A 13,207-nucleotide genomic window follows, 5' to 3' on the forward strand; every position below is an offset into this window, starting at 1 on the left:
ACTCCTCGGTGCACCCGCTTCGGTACTTGCTTGCCACCTGGTGCTACTTCCTCTGAAACCTCAAGATCCCAGTCCGGTGGGCCCGAACACCCCGCCGAGCAAGGCTCGTGTGCCGGTCTCGACCAGCGTCATCAGCTCCAGTGTGGGATAGAAGTGGTGGGAGGTTCGCCCCAGCCGGCCCTGTTTCGCCCGGAGTCGGGGACCTTCTGGGAACTGCAGCCGTCGAATGACACAGTCCGGCCCGCCAGCGTCGTACACCGCGGCGGTCGAGCGGTACCTCACCGGCGCGGGCATCGCGAAGTCCTCCGCACGAATCCACCGGATCTCGCTCACGACGTGGAGGGGGATGCTCGCCGGTGAACCGGCGCCGACCGGGCCCGCCCGCCGGGGCGCGAAGCCGCCCGCCTTCCCCGTCGCCACGATCGACGACCCGGTACTGCCGGAGGTCTTGGCTGAGCCGGCGGCGGCGCGGGCGGACGAGATGGCCGCCGACATCGTCAACCGGGAGCTGTCCGCGCGCAAGGCGATCGGCTGGTGGCAGCGACACGGCTGGATCGAGTGCGACCCGACGATCGGCATCGAGCGGCGGCCGGCGCCGCCGGACCGCACCAAGGCTCTCGCGGGGAACCAGATCGCCGCCCTGTGGCGCCTCGACGTCGCGCTGCGGGAGAAGACGCAGTGGAAGATGCCCTACGAGTCCGCCGCACGCGCCGACGAGGTGCTGTGCCTCAACGTGGAAGACCTCTACCCGCAGGTCAAGCGTGGCAGGGTCACCGCCAAGGGCGGGGCGACCGAGTGGGTTCACTCGCGATCCGGCACCATCCAGCTGCTGCCCCGCCTCATCGCCCGCCGTACCCGCGGCCCGCTGTTCCTCACCGACCTCAGGGCGCCGGCCGGGACGGCGACGCCGGGCGTGTGCGAGGAGACCGGCCGGGCCCGGCTCTCCTACCGCCGGGCCGCGGAGATCTTCGAGGAGAACACCCGGCTGCCGGCCAACCCCCTCGCCTCACCCGACGACATCGAGGACCTGGACGGCTGGACTCTCCACCCGCTCCGTCACAGCCCCCTGACGTACGACGCCAAGGGCGCAACCTCCAACCCCGGTGCTTCTGGCCCGATCCCGCCACGCCTCCGTCCGCTCCCTGGAGCGCTACGCCGCGCTCCGGCGCTGTCCGACTCCGGGGAATGGACGTGTTAGCGTTGGGGGAGCAGGGACAATCGGGTCAACTGCGGGACCAGAAGAGGGAGGTGAGTTGATGTCTGCCGTGAAGGCCGCTGCCGTGTGCAGCGCACACCGGACCATCCTCACGTCCCGAGCCCCGGTCTGACCTGACGTTCACCCCCGCCCTAGCCCGATGACTCGCGGGGGAGGAGCTACCCGCTCAGCGGGGTCCCTGTTCAAGGGTCTCTACGTTGTCTCAATCTACTTTCCGCCATGCCCAGCCGTACTCCCTGGCGGACTACGGCTGGGACGAGGCGTGCGCGCACGCCTTCGCGCCCCATCGCGATGCCGGCTTGATCCCGGCCCGTATCGTGCGAGCCGAACGCGGCTCGTGTGAAGCAGTCACCGACGCCGGAATCCTCCGTGCGGAGATCCCCGGTGCCGCCGATCAGAAGAATGCGCTGTCGCCGCCATGCACGGGCGACTGGGCCGCCCTGCGCCCTGCCACCACCAATCACGGACCAGTGCTGCACGCGGTACTGGAGCGACGCACCGCCCTGGTTCGATCCACAGCTTCGCGTACCTCCCGTGGCCAGGTCCTGGCCGCCAACATCGACACGGTCGCGGTGACGGTGTCGCTGGGTACCCCGCTGAAGCACGGCAGGACCGAGCGCATGCTGTCCCTGGCCTGGGAGAGCGGCGCCCAGCCGGTCGTGGTGCTCACCAAGGCCGACCAGTGTGCCGACGCGCAACTGGCCGCTGCCGAGGTGTCCGAGGTGGCACCAGGCACAGATGTGCTGGTCACCAGCGCCGCTACCGGGCTGGGCCTGGACACCCTGACGGCCGTCCTGAACGGCACCATCGTGCTGCTCGGCCCCTCCGGCGCAGGTAAGTCCACTTTGGGTAACCAGCTGCTGGGCGAGGACCGGCTGGCGACCGCCGCTGTGCGCGACGTGGACGGCAAGGGGCGGCACACCACCGCATGGCGGGAGCTGATTCCGCTGCCCGGCGGCGGGGTCCTGCTGGACACTCCCGGTCTGCGCGCGATCGGCCTGCACTATGCCCAGGACGGGCTGGAGCAAAGCTTCGCCGAGATCGACCGCCTCGCACAGGACTGCCGGTTCACGGACTGCGCGCATGTGAGCGAACCCGGCTGCGCGGTGCTGGCTGCCGTCGAGGCAGGCGAGATTCCCCAGCGCCGTCTGGACAGCTACCACCAACTGCTGAGGGAGAACGCCTACGCAGCCTCCCGCACCGACGCTCGGCTGCGCACCGACCGCGAGGCCGCCAAGAAGGACATCACGCGGCATCTGCGTGCCACCTATCAGTTCCGGGAGCGCCAGCTGTGAACGACACCGACACACCCGACCACGCTCCTGGCACCGACCCGGTGACGGAGGCGTTCTTCGCCCTGCACCACGATCTGCCCCGGCAGGGCCCCGGCTCGGACGCCACCACACGGCGCCTGCTGGAGATGGCCGGGCCACTGCCCGAGTGCCCGCGGGTGCTGGACGCGGGCTGCGGCCCCGGCCGCTCCACCCTGCTGCTGGCGGAAGAAGTCGGTGCGCACGTCACCGCGGTCGACTTGTACCAGCCCTTCCTGGACGGCCTCACCGCCGAGGCGGCCCGCCGGGGCCTGGGCGACCAGGTCACGGTCGTCAACTGCTCGATGGACCGGCTGCCCGCCCCCGATCACGGCTTCGACGTGATCTGGGCCGAGGGGTCCGTGTACACCATCGGCTTTGACGTCGCCTTGCGAGCCTGGCGTCGCCTGCTCGCCCCGGGCGGCGTCCTCGTCATCACCGAAATCGAATGGACCGTGCCCAACCCCGCTGCCCCGGTGTGCGCCTATTGGGACGCGGCCTACCCACTGCGCACCCATGCCGCGAACACCGACGCCGCGCAGGCCGCCGGCTATCGCCTCCGCGCGCACTGGCCGCTTCCGGAAAGCGACTGGTGGGACGAGTACTACACGCCGCTCACCCAGCGTCTGACCCGAGCGGACCCGCAGCAGCCCGGCATGCCGGAGGCCCTGGCCGCACACCGGACAGAGATCGACATGCGGCGCGAACACGGCAGCGACTACAACTACGCCGCCTACATCCTCCGCCCCCACGACACCGCTGAGAACGGAACCATGACCACCTGGACTGCCCGTACCGAAACCGCCGACGACATCCCCGCCGTCCGTGACATCCTCCTCGCGGCCTTCCCCACCGCCGCCGAGGCCGACATCGTCGACGCCCTGCGCGCCGACCCGCAGGCGTGGATCGACGGTCTGTCGATGGTCACCGCAGCCCCCGACAGCACCCCGGTCGGGTACGCGCTGCTCACCCGCTGCCACGTCGACGGTCAACCTGCCCTCGCCCTGGCCCCGTGCGCGGTACTGCCCCAGGCCCAGCGCGCCGGTGCCGGCTCCGCGGCCATCCGCGCCGCCTTGGCCGCCGCCCGGGCCACGGGAGAGAACCTCGTTGTCGTCCTGGGACACGCCGACTACTACCCTCGGTTCGGCTTCACGCCAGCCTCCCGCTTCGGCATCCGAGCCCCCTTCGAAGTACCTGACGAGGCCATGATGGCCATGGCTCTGAACGACACTCGCCCGGTCCCGACGGGCACCATCCAGTACCCCGTTGCGTTTGGCGTCTGACCGCTGCTGTGGCACCCCGGGGCTTGTCCCCTGGGGCGCCACAGCCTTTCCAGGCCGCGTGTTCGGCCTTGGGGCACAGCGGCACAGCGGCACAGCGGCACAGCTACTGGTGGGCTCTCGTGGAGTTGTTGGCGGAGGGCGGCGGCGATCGGGATTCCGGCCTGGTTCAGTAGCGCGGACAGGTGGTTGGGGCCGAGGGGCCGGCCGGGGCGGCGGCCTGGGAAGAGCCAGCGGGACGCCGGGTTGGTAGCGGTGTTCATGTTGCCGCGGTTCATGATGTGTTCCAGCAACAGGGCGGCGACCTGCGGGGGGAACGGGCCAAGTCCACCATGGAGATCGGCCCGCTCCGGACCGCCCGCTCGCCGGTACCGATCAAGGGCACGCTCGCCACGCAGGCCCGCACGTTGCGTTACCTACCTCGTGGGCCTGTTCAGATGCAGATCACGATCTTTCCTCGGGTGCGTCCGCGCTCGGCGTGCGCGTGGGCGTCGGCGATCCGCTCCAGGGGGTAGGCCTGTTCGATACGGGGTGTGTAGCGGCCTTGCCCGCCCAGTTCCGCGGCCACGGACAGGAGGGTGGAGTCGTTCTCCGCGTTGACCACATGCGTGCCCAGACGCTGCCCGCCCGCGTGGTCGGCGACCGTCGCGACGCGCTTCGGGTCGCCCGCGATCGCGACGAGGGCGTCCAGCGAGCCGGAGGCCGCGGTGTCGAGCACGATGTCGACGCCGTGCGGAGCGAGAACGGTGAGGCGCTGTGCGAGGCCGGGGCCGTAGGTGGTGGGAACGGCGCCGAGAGAGGTGAGGAACTCGTGGTTGCGTTCGCCGGCTGTCCCGATCACGGTGGCACCACGTGCCACAGCGATCTCGACCGCCGCACTGCCCACGCCTCCGGCGGCACCCTCGACGAGAAGGGTGCGCCCCGCGAGGGAGCCGAGCGCGTCGAGCCCACGCATCGCGGTCACGGACGCGAGACCGGCGCCCGCGGCCTGCTCGTCGTTCCACGTGGCGGGGGTGTGCGCCCAGGCCGAGAGGATGACCAGCTCCGCGGTCGCGCCGGTGACACCGCCCAGCCCGAAGACCCGGTCGCCGATGCTCACTCCCCGCACTCCGTCACCGATCTCGTCGACCACGCCGGCGGCGTCGCGCCCGGGAATGGCGGGCAGCTCCAGGGGAAGCATCTGGTGCAGGGCGCCGGAACGCAGCTTCCAGTCGATGGGATTGACGCCGGCCGCCGCGACGCGGACACGGATCTCACCAGGTTCGGGGTGGGGGTCGGGGGCCTGCTCGATCACCAGGCTCTCCGCTCGGCCGTATTCGTGGAAGCGGGCTGCGCGCATAAGGGTCATCCTCACTCTGACGGGCCGGAATGACGTGTTCGTCCGACGCCCGTCACTCTAGAACCTGACGTTGACGTGAGGTGCAAGTCGCAACTGCCGCCCGGCCGGAGAAGGGCAGGCGCGAATGGGTGAGGTTGCCGAGCGGGCGGGGTGAGCGTGGGGGACCTGCGCCCCTACGAGGGATCACGCCGCCCGTCACGGTCGATACCCATGTGCCCTCGGACGGCTTCGGCGACCCCGGCACGACGCGAGGGCTGCCGTGCGTACGTGAACCGCGTGAACGCCCTCGGGTCCGCCCACCAGACCATGATCATTCTCGGAGCCGGCAACGGTTCGATCGGCCCCCGGGACCGGCCCCGGAGCCGGTATCGCTAGCCTGAACCTGACGTCAACGTGAGATACGAGCGGGAAGTGAGTGACCTGCGTCATGCGCATCGGACAGCTCGCCAGGCGGTCAGGGGTCAGCGTGCGGGCCCTGCGCTACTACGAGGAACAGCGGCTCCTGGAATCGGCGCGGACGCCCGGTGGGCAGCGTGACTATCCCGACGAAGCCCTGGAGCGGGTCCAGCTCATCCAGGACCTCTTCGCGGCCGGCCTCTCCAGCCGTACCGTCGTCGAACTCCTGCCGTGCGTGAGCACGGGCGTCGCGACCCCCGCCATGCTCGACCAGCTCACCGTCGAACGCGACCGCATCGCCGCACGCATCCAGGACCTGACCCGGGCCAAGACCAACCTCGCCCGTGTGATCGAGAATGTGACCGCGGCGAACGTGGTGCAGGACTGATCAACCCAGGCCGCGGCTGACCACGGTGCCGGCACACCGCAGGACCGGTCGGCCGCAACCTCTCGAACGGGACAACGTCCACGAGCGGATAGCAAGGGTCCGGGTGGCCTGCGGCTGGATCGACCACGCCATCGACACCGGAGAGGTGGGCAGGTGACTTCCTGTGGCCATCAGCCTGGATTCGTACGGCCGCTTACCTGGACTTCGCCATGGCCACTGCCGGAAGCCGCCGGTCGCGGAAGGCCGGCTTCGGCTTGCGCTCGGCGTCCTACGGCGTTCACCGCACTGGCTTCGCGAAGCGCAGACTGTCGCGCTGCCTCCCACTGGGCGGCGAGTTCAGCGAACAACTCGACGAAGCGAAGTGTATGCGGGAAACACCGGCCAGGGCAGGATGGGAGCAGGCCGTGCGGACCCAGGGCAGCTTCACGACCAGCCCGGCCCGCACGGCCCTTCTCGTATCACGGCTGAATCAGCCGGGCCGTCGATGCGAGCGGCAGAGCCTCCTCACATGACTTCAACCAGAGCCGCCCGCCACTCCGGGCGTGGATCAGCCCCAACGCTTGTCCAGTACTCCCTGCCGCGCACGATCTGTCCCTGCTCGACGGTCCAGAACGAGGCTGCGCGGAACACGCCGAACTCGTCGTGCGGCACCTCGACCTCGGAGACCACCTCGTTGCCGTCAGCCACGATCCGCAACACCCGAATCGACCAGCCCCCCGGGTATTCGCTGTTCACCGCGACGAAGTTCTTGTTGCCGACGATGCGCTCCGCGCTGATCGGCCACTCCACCACGACGTCCTCTGCGACCAGGCCGGCGACAGCTGACCAATCGCGCGCCTGGATCTGATCCCACAAGGCCTCAACCACTTCCGAAGGCTCCATGGGAGACACTCTTGCACTAGCCACTGACACCCGACCTTGGGGTCCAGGAGAAGCCTGGCACGCCCCCCCCCAAGCAGCCCCCCAAGCAGCAGCTCCTCCCTCGCCGCGCGTTTTGTACGGGCCGCTGACCGTGAGGGACCTGGCGAGGCGATAGTTCCAGCCATTGCGCCCGGTCCGGCCTGCGATCGTGAAACAGCAGGTCGGAGCGATCTCCCCAGGCGACTGGCCTCCACTCGCCGATGCACTTGCGGGAGAGGGGGTGGGTGCCGTGGGCATGACAGCTCGGCGATGGTGGACAGTCGCATCGGGCGAGCGGGCCTGCGTTCAGCGCGTGGGCGCAGCTGGTGGCCTGTTGCGAAGCCCGGCCGCGGCCCGGGCCAGTGCGGCGAGGGCCGATGAGTGGTGGCCGGCCGGCCATGCGAGCACGGTCGTGATGTCCGGGGCGTCGACGACGGGCACCGCGACATGGTCGGGCCACTGCCAGGCGCGGCTGGAGGCAGGAATGACGAGCAGGGTCTTGCCGAGCGCGACGAGCTGAGCGAGTTGTGACTGGGTGTGCACCTCTGGGCCGGGGCCGTCGGGGTAGGAGCCGTCGAGCCGGGGCCATCGGGCGATGGGAAGGTCCGGCACGTTGCCGACGTCCGCGAGGGTGAACTGGGGACGTGCGGCGAGCGGGTGTCCCGACGGGAGGAGGGCGACTTGGCCTTCGGTGTGGAGGTCCTCGGTATCGAACCCGGCGAGGTCGTCGACCGGCCGGTGCATGAGGGCCACATCCGCGCGCCCGCTGCGCAGGTACTGTGCCTGCTCGCCGACCTCGCAAAGGACGACTTCGACCGGTGACGTATCGGTGTCGGCCGCCCACGAGGCGAGGAGCCGTTGAAGCAGCTCGTGTGATGCGCCGGATTTTGTCACCAGTACAAGCGACTGCTGGAGATCCGCCGCCCGCCGGGTCCGGCGCGCGGCAGCCGCGACCGCATCGAGGGACACCCGGGCCTCGCGCAGCAAAACCTCGCCGGCGCCGGTGAGGGCCACCCCCCGTCGGTCCCGGTCCAGAAGCTGGACGCCGAGCCGACGTTCCATCTGCCGGATGGCGCGCGACAGCGGTGGCTGCGCGATCCCGAGCCGCTGGGCCGCACGCCCGAAGTGCAGCTCCTCGGCGACCGCGACGAAGTACCGCAGCTCGCGGGTCTCCAGGTCGTCCATGCGCCTAGCCTATCCGCCTCGCGATACCCGCCGGGTATCACAACGTACTTGATCGATATTGGACGAGACGGACGCCCCGCGCTGAACATGGGCAGCGTGAACAACACGAAGACAGCGCTGGTCACCGGCGCGAACAAGGGAATCGGCTTCGCCATCGCTCAGGGCCTCGGAACCCTTGGCTTCACCGTCGCCGTGGGGGCGCGGGACGACGCCCGACGCGAAGAGGCCGTGGAGCGGTTGCGTGCCGCAGGAACAGATACGTTCGGAGTCGCCCTCGATGTCACCTCCGACGGCAGTGTCGCCGCAGCGGCCGCGAGCATCGAGAAGGAAGCCGGGCGACTCGACGTCCTCGTCAACAACGCAGGGATCTCCGGCCGGTTCGAGGACGGGGCGCAGGACCCCACGACCCTCGACCTCGACGTCCTGCGCACAGTCCTGGAGACGAACGTGTTCGGGGTGGTACGGGTGACGAACGCGATGCTCCCGCTGCTCAGCCGTGCCGCCTCGCCCCGGATCGTCAACATGTCCAGCAACATGGGCTCGCTGACGCTGCAGACCGGCCCGGTCATGGCCGCCTACGCACCCTCCAAGTCGATGCTCAACAGCGTCACAGCACAGTACGCCCGCCGCTTCGCCGACACGGACATCATCGTGAACGTGGCATGCCCCGGGTACGTCGCAACCGACTTCACCGGATTCGCCGGGGAACGAACACCCGAGCAGGGCGCCGCGATCGTCCTTCGCCTCGCCACCCTGCCCGACGACGGCCCCCGGGGCGGCTTCTTCGACGACAAGGGAGCCGTCGCCTGGTAACTCTGCGCGCGCGAGCGCGCCGAGGTGGCAATAGGCGCGCCACGCACCCGCCAGGAACCGGGGCGGACCCCACACCCACCTGCTCAGCATGACCGGCGAGCCCTGCCTGGGAGAGCCGGCGACTCGCGAATAGCGCACGCGTTCCGCGCGAGCCCACCCACGTTTTCACAACTTTCCACGTACCTCACCCCTTGACCGCGGCCACGAAACGGCCGGGTGCACGAGACATACTCGTGCACCCGGCCCTTGTCGTTCTCCGAGCAGCAACCCCCACATGGTCCACCGCAACGCACTTCTGACCGAGACCGGCCGCCTGCGCCTGGCCGGGTGGCCTCGACGTTCGTCAGGACGAGCAGCGCGCGAAACAGATGGGTGGCGCGAGCGGGGACAGTGCGGAGCTTGGTGAGGTGAGGATCCGCCAGTTCTCCAGATGGGCGAAGCCGCGTTCGCCCGGGGCGCGTCCGGCGGCCAGGACGCGGTTGGCCTCCCATTCGGCGGGTGCAAGCTTGCGGGCACAGGTGGCTTTGAAACCGGTGACGACCACGGGATCATCACCGTCGTCGCTTCCGGCGCGGCCGGGGAGGTGGCATGGCAGGAAGGGATGGCGGGGCCTGGTGTGGGCAGAGCAGGAGAATGCCTTGAGGGCCGGTGACGGTGCGGTGGGACAGCGGCTGGCGATGACCGGTCATGCGCTGCCCACGTTGCGGGACCGGGCGTGAGAGTGGCCATGGCGCCTTGCGCCTGCCGGTGGGGGATGTTCTGCCTCGCGCGGGGGCAGCAGGGGTAGCCTGGCCGGACTCGGAACCTGTCTCAGGTCAGGTCGCACGCCCGGCCCTGCTGACGCGCTGTACGGGTCATCGCCAAGCCGTCGCCTCGGTCGCGTGAATGCAGTAGTGCTCATAGGCGCTCTCACCACCTGCCTTGGACTGGGCACAGGCGGTGACCTGGAACTCGCCGGATCGAGGGAGGGTGCAGAGTTGTCGCTGGTGCTGCTTGTCGTCACGGAAACCCAGCTTGGTGCGCTGACTGGGAGAGGCAGCATCCACTCCTGTTGCCGCAGGGAAGGGGTCGCGTTCGAGGCACAGGAGACGTAGGAGGTGCGCAGGTCGCCTCCCCACGCGCCCCTCGCCCAGACAACGACAACACCGCGGACCGAGTAGCGGAAGCTCGTTCGAAGGCCCGGCCACCTGACCCCGCAAAGGTGTGGCCGTACTGGGCAATGGCGCTTCACCTGCGTCCGGGTGAGCCCGGTGTGGCGAGGCGGCACCACCGCCCCGGCTCCTCTGCCGCACGCGCCCCTCGACCCTGGCCAGGACCGGCCGGCGGAGCCGGGCCGGGAGCCTTGAGGACACACCGCCGGTTACCGAAGCCGTTCTCCGCTCCACCGACAACGAATCGAAGTGACGTCGAACGTGCTGCTGACCTAACGTTCCGCCCATGACCACCCCAGACGTCGGCACTGCCGATATGGCCAGCGTGACGATCCACTGCCAGGACAACTTGTCTGTCGGTGTGAGGTTCGCCGATCGGTTCAGCTTCGACGAAGACTCCGTGCACTATGCCGTCGAACTGCAGGCACCAGGCATGGCCGCCCGAGTCGATGAGATCGTCGCCTGGATCTGGGACAGCGATCTTGCCCCGTTCCTGGAAGAGCTCGCCGCTGACTACCGGGGATGGGACGGCGAACGAGCCTGGCAGACCAACGACCGTGACCTCGCGTTGTCAGCCGTCTTCCGGGCCGGCGGCCACGTCGGACTGACCTGGACCTTGCGGCCATGGCCGAAGGCCGCCGGCGGCTGGAGCGCCTCGGTGACCACCTGGCTGGAGGCCGGTGAGCAGATGGCTTCCCTGGCGGCCGATGTCCGGCACTTCCTCGCGGGGGAACCGCGGTGACACGGCATACGAATCACCTGGACGCTGGTGGCACATGGGTGGGCCGGTTGCGCCGTTGAGACCACCAGGCGAAGCCGGAGCTGACCGCGACTCATCTCGACCGAGGCGGGTCAGCGTTCCGCCGGGATTATCACGCCGTGATACTTGCTTGCCTCAGCAGATCCGCGATGCTCCTGCTGATTCGCTCGCGGAGAAGCGATCCGATTCTGGAGTCGGCTCGCGAGTTGCACAACGTTGCGGACGCCGGGTGTGGGTGAGGTGGCACGCGCGCGCCAGCCCGGGAGCCCGCACGTATCGCTCTGGTGGGCTTTCGCTGGCTGAGGATCGAACTCTGGTTGTACCGGGTAACAGAATCGTCCTCGTCTGTGCTGGGCCGATTCCCAGCACGTCGCCGACCTGCCGGGCCATGAGCGGACCGGCGGCACTCAGCACGGCGACAAGCATGCGCTGGTAATCCGGCGGAAGGGCGGTCTCCTCCACGCCCGAGGTGCGGTGCGGGATCAGCATCACCGCACGTCCGCCCACCTGCGCGGGCGCCGGCGCGACAGAGGCGCTCGTCGGCGAGCTGTTCGCTCGTCCGCTCAAGGACCCCCTCGGCGACGGCGAGCTCGTCCCTCTCGGCCCGCACCTCTGCCAGCTGCTTGGCCAGCTGTTCCTCGAGTGCGTCCAGCTCCGCGCGCCGCGCGGTGATCCGCTCCAGCAGCTCAGGATCCAGCATGCACCGGATCCCAGAAGGCCGCCCGGTCACGGTGAGTGCCAACCGGCAAGCTGGTCCTGGAGCGAGAGATGACGCAACCGTCTTTGGCGTGACTGGTCGCCAGGCTATTCACCGGCCTGGGCATGGATGGGGTTTTGGTGATGGCAGGGCGTAACGGGGAGCCTAGCGAGGTACCGCGAGTACGTCCCGGAGTACGTTCTCGAGCGTGACGCGGGCCAGCTCGTGCCTCAGGGTCTTCTCAATGCCCTCGTAGATGCTCTGCATCGCCGGCTGGATGCCGTGGCCCACCACGCATCCCTGGTCCGGGATGGTGCGGTGCATCGCGAACAGCGGGCCGGGTTCCACTGCTTCGTACACGTCGAGCAGGGTCATCGACTCCAGCTCACGTGCCAGCGACCAGCCCGCGCCCACGCCCCGCCGGGACTCCACGAGCCCGGCCCTGCGCAGCTCGCCCAGCAGCCGCCTGATCACCACGGGGTTGGTGTTCGCGCTGGTCGCGATCTGCTCGGAGGTGGCGACCTCATGGCCCTGGCGCTGGTAGAGGCCGATCCAGGCCAGCGCGTGGGCGCCGATGGTCAGCCTGCTGTTGGCGCTCATGAACTCCTCCTCTCGGCCGCAACGCTTCATGTTACGGCAGCCCAGTCGTAACAGTGAAAGTTGCAACAGCCTGTCGTAACAATTACTGTTGCGACAGTCGGGAAGAGGCAGTCAACGAGGAGAGAAGAATGAGCAAGCCACTCACGAGCAAGGTCGCCCTGGTCACCGGGGGGTCGCGCGGACTGGGAGCCGCGACCGTACGGCTGCTGGCCGAACAGGGCGCGGACGTCGCCTTCACCTACGTCAGCTCCGAGAAGCAGGCGCAGGCCGTAGTCGACGAGGTACACGCCAAGGGAGCCAAGTCCGTCGCCATCCAGTCCGACCAGGCGGACACGAGCCGGGCGCCTGCGCTGATCGACGACGTGGTCGCGCACTTCGGCGGCCTGGACATCCTCGTCAACAACGCGGCGATCTCCGTGGCCGGCACGGTGGACGACCCGGACGCCGACACCGCCGCACTGGACCGGATGCACGCCACCAACTACCTCGGCGTGATCGCCGTCATCCGGGCCGCCTCCCGAGTGCTGCGCGAGGGCGGCCGCATCATCACGGTGAGTTCCGGACTGGGCTCCCGGGTCGGCGCCCCCGGCCTTGCCGACTACGCGGCGACCAAGTCAGGCATCGAGAGGTACACCATGGGCGTCGCACGCGACCTCGGGCCCCGGAACATCACGGCCAACGTCGTGGAGGCCGGACTGATGGAGGGCGGCATGCAACCGCCGGACCCCGAGACCCTCAAGGCCCTGGTCAGTTCGCTGTCCCTGCAGCGCATGGGGCACCCCGACGAAATCGCCGCGGCGATCGCCTTCCTGGCGAGCCCCGCCGCGTCGTACGTCACGGGCGCGGTGCTGGACGCCCACGGCGGCTACAACGCCTGAACCGAACCCCTGCCACGCGCCCCGAAGGACATCGTGCCTTCGGGGCGCGCCACGTCCCGGTCCCCGCTCCCCGCTCCCCGCTCCCCGGTCCCCGGTCCCCGGTCCCCTGCCAGGCTCCAGGCTGTGCGCGGTGAGCTGCGACGCCGCTGCATCCGCGCCTTCGAGTCGCGGAAGAAGTCGCGGAAGTCGGCCGAGTACACCACCAGTGGTTTCCGCTTCCGCGACGGGAGACTGACGCCGGCGAAGATGGCCGGCCCGCTGGCCGTCGTGTGGTCGCGGCCCCTGCCCGAAGGG

The 13,207-nt window shown here is 69.5% G+C and carries 13 protein-coding genes and 3 pseudogenes; 10 read left to right on the forward strand and 6 right to left on the reverse strand.

The window, feature by feature from the left end; genetic code table 11:
• Nucleotides 1–75 precede the first annotated feature (75 nt).
• Nucleotides 76–239 (reverse strand): annotated as a pseudogene (locus ABEA26_RS31705) (IS4-like element ISSav1 family transposase); the annotation flags it as partial.
• On the opposite strand from ABEA26_RS31705, the gene ABEA26_RS31710 reads away from it, so the two are divergent.
• The 3 genes from ABEA26_RS31710 to ABEA26_RS31720 all read left to right on the forward strand — a co-directional run bounded on the left by ABEA26_RS31710 (nucleotide 227) and on the right by ABEA26_RS31720 (nucleotide 3,809).
• Nucleotides 227–1,198: a site-specific recombinase gene (locus ABEA26_RS31710; protein WP_345596976.1), complete on the forward strand. Its 972-nt coding sequence runs from the start codon at nucleotides 227–229 to the stop codon at nucleotides 1,196–1,198. The pseudogene ABEA26_RS31705 and the gene ABEA26_RS31710 sit on opposite strands and share 13 nt — an antisense overlap.
• Before the next feature lie 215 nt (nucleotides 1,199–1,413).
• Nucleotides 1,414–2,511, forward strand: a complete 1,098-nt coding sequence (gene rsgA / locus ABEA26_RS31715; RefSeq protein ID WP_345596978.1) for a ribosome small subunit-dependent GTPase A — start codon at nucleotides 1,414–1,416, stop codon at nucleotides 2,509–2,511.
• Nucleotides 2,508–3,809, forward strand: coding sequence for a GNAT family N-acetyltransferase (locus tag ABEA26_RS31720; RefSeq protein WP_345596980.1), 1,302 nt, complete (start codon nucleotides 2,508–2,510; stop codon nucleotides 3,807–3,809). The genes rsgA and ABEA26_RS31720 overlap by 4 nt, the downstream gene beginning before the upstream one ends.
• Nucleotides 3,810–4,239: 430 nt before the next feature.
• Here the strand turns inward: ABEA26_RS31720 and ABEA26_RS31725 are convergent, their stop codons facing one another.
• Nucleotides 4,240–5,145 carry an NADP-dependent oxidoreductase gene (locus ABEA26_RS31725; protein WP_345596982.1) on the reverse strand — a complete coding sequence of 302 codons (906 nt, stop codon included), beginning with the start codon at nucleotides 5,143–5,145 and terminating at the stop codon, nucleotides 4,240–4,242.
• A gap of 427 nt (nucleotides 5,146–5,572) precedes the next feature.
• On the opposite strand from ABEA26_RS31725, the gene ABEA26_RS31730 reads away from it, so the two are divergent.
• The gene (locus tag ABEA26_RS31730; protein ID WP_345596983.1) at nucleotides 5,573–5,929 is read left to right on the forward strand and encodes a MerR family transcriptional regulator; all 357 of its coding nucleotides are present in this window, start codon (nucleotides 5,573–5,575) and stop codon (nucleotides 5,927–5,929) included.
• A 25-nt stretch (nucleotides 5,930–5,954) separates the two neighbouring features.
• Nucleotides 5,955–6,086, forward strand: a complete 132-nt coding sequence (locus ABEA26_RS36600) for a DUF6192 family protein (protein ID WP_486388984.1) — start codon at nucleotides 5,955–5,957, stop codon at nucleotides 6,084–6,086.
• 347 nt (nucleotides 6,087–6,433) lie between these two features.
• Here ABEA26_RS36600 and ABEA26_RS31735 read toward each other — a convergent pair whose 3' ends face one another.
• Both ABEA26_RS31735 and ABEA26_RS31740 read right to left on the reverse strand, forming a co-directional pair.
• Nucleotides 6,434–6,811 carry a nuclear transport factor 2 family protein gene (locus tag ABEA26_RS31735; protein ID WP_345596984.1) on the reverse strand — a complete coding sequence of 126 codons (378 nt, stop codon included), beginning with the start codon at nucleotides 6,809–6,811 and terminating at the stop codon, nucleotides 6,434–6,436.
• A gap of 324 nt (nucleotides 6,812–7,135) precedes the next feature.
• Entirely contained in the window at nucleotides 7,136–8,014 is an 879-nt protein-coding gene (locus tag ABEA26_RS31740; protein WP_345596986.1) for a LysR family transcriptional regulator, read from the reverse strand.
• 87 nt (nucleotides 8,015–8,101) lie between these two features.
• Here ABEA26_RS31740 and ABEA26_RS31745 point away from each other — a divergent pair, with 87 nt between their 5' ends.
• Together ABEA26_RS31745 and ABEA26_RS36455 are read left to right on the forward strand one after the other, a co-directional pair.
• Nucleotides 8,102–8,827 (forward strand): SDR family oxidoreductase, encoded by a 726-nt coding sequence (locus tag ABEA26_RS31745; RefSeq protein WP_345596995.1) that lies wholly within the window; start codon nucleotides 8,102–8,104, stop codon nucleotides 8,825–8,827.
• 274 nt (nucleotides 8,828–9,101) lie between these two features.
• Nucleotides 9,102–9,224 (forward strand): annotated as a pseudogene (locus tag ABEA26_RS36455) (IS481 family transposase); the annotation flags it as partial.
• Here the strand turns inward: ABEA26_RS36455 and ABEA26_RS31750 are convergent.
• Nucleotides 9,171–9,371, reverse strand: coding sequence for a hypothetical protein (locus ABEA26_RS31750; RefSeq protein ID WP_345596988.1), 201 nt, complete (start codon nucleotides 9,369–9,371; stop codon nucleotides 9,171–9,173). The pseudogene ABEA26_RS36455 and the gene ABEA26_RS31750 overlap by 54 nt on opposite strands.
• Nucleotides 9,372–10,264: 893 nt before the next feature.
• Between ABEA26_RS31750 and ABEA26_RS31755 the strand changes: the two genes are divergently transcribed.
• Nucleotides 10,265–10,720 (forward strand): DUF6228 family protein, encoded by a 456-nt coding sequence (locus tag ABEA26_RS31755; protein WP_345596989.1) that lies wholly within the window; start codon nucleotides 10,265–10,267, stop codon nucleotides 10,718–10,720.
• A gap of 880 nt (nucleotides 10,721–11,600) precedes the next feature.
• On the opposite strand, the gene ABEA26_RS31760 is transcribed toward ABEA26_RS31755, so the two are convergent.
• Nucleotides 11,601–12,035, reverse strand: coding sequence for an Rrf2 family transcriptional regulator (locus ABEA26_RS31760; RefSeq protein ID WP_345596991.1), 435 nt, complete (start codon nucleotides 12,033–12,035; stop codon nucleotides 11,601–11,603).
• Nucleotides 12,036–12,163: 128 nt separating this feature from the next.
• Between ABEA26_RS31760 and ABEA26_RS31765 the strand changes: the two genes are divergently transcribed.
• Both ABEA26_RS31765 and ABEA26_RS31770 read left to right on the forward strand, forming a co-directional pair.
• The gene (locus ABEA26_RS31765; protein ID WP_345596993.1) at nucleotides 12,164–12,913 is read left to right on the forward strand and encodes an SDR family NAD(P)-dependent oxidoreductase; all 750 of its coding nucleotides are present in this window, start codon (nucleotides 12,164–12,166) and stop codon (nucleotides 12,911–12,913) included.
• Nucleotides 12,914–13,072: 159 nt separating this feature from the next.
• Nucleotides 13,073–13,207 (forward strand): annotated as a pseudogene (locus ABEA26_RS31770) (RNA-guided endonuclease TnpB family protein); the annotation flags it as partial.

The organism is Streptomyces marokkonensis, assembly GCF_039539045.1.
GTDB classification, from domain to species: domain Bacteria; phylum Actinomycetota; class Actinomycetes; order Streptomycetales; family Streptomycetaceae; genus Streptomyces; species Streptomyces marokkonensis.

What these genes read in the sequence shown, in the direction of transcription:
- ABEA26_RS31710 (WP_345596976.1), top strand. Translation starts at nt 227, where the DNA reads ATGACACAGTCCGGCCCGCCAGCGTCGTACACCGCGGCGGTCGAGCGG.
- ABEA26_RS31725 (WP_345596982.1), bottom strand. Translation starts at nt 5,145, where the DNA reads ATGCGCGCAGCCCGCTTCCACGAATACGGCCGAGCGGAGAGCCTGGTG.
- ABEA26_RS31730 (WP_345596983.1), top strand. Translation starts at nt 5,573, where the DNA reads ATGCGCATCGGACAGCTCGCCAGGCGGTCAGGGGTCAGCGTGCGGGCC.
- ABEA26_RS31735 (WP_345596984.1), bottom strand. Translation starts at nt 6,811, where the DNA reads ATGGAGCCTTCGGAAGTGGTTGAGGCCTTGTGGGATCAGATCCAGGCG.
- ABEA26_RS31740 (WP_345596986.1), bottom strand. Translation starts at nt 8,014, where the DNA reads ATGGACGACCTGGAGACCCGCGAGCTGCGGTACTTCGTCGCGGTCGCC.
- ABEA26_RS31745 (WP_345596995.1), top strand. Translation starts at nt 8,102, where the DNA reads ATGGGCAGCGTGAACAACACGAAGACAGCGCTGGTCACCGGCGCGAAC.
- ABEA26_RS31755 (WP_345596989.1), top strand. Translation starts at nt 10,265, where the DNA reads ATGACCACCCCAGACGTCGGCACTGCCGATATGGCCAGCGTGACGATC.
- ABEA26_RS31760 (WP_345596991.1), bottom strand. Translation starts at nt 12,035, where the DNA reads ATGAGCGCCAACAGCAGGCTGACCATCGGCGCCCACGCGCTGGCCTGG.
- ABEA26_RS31765 (WP_345596993.1), top strand. Translation starts at nt 12,164, where the DNA reads ATGAGCAAGCCACTCACGAGCAAGGTCGCCCTGGTCACCGGGGGGTCG.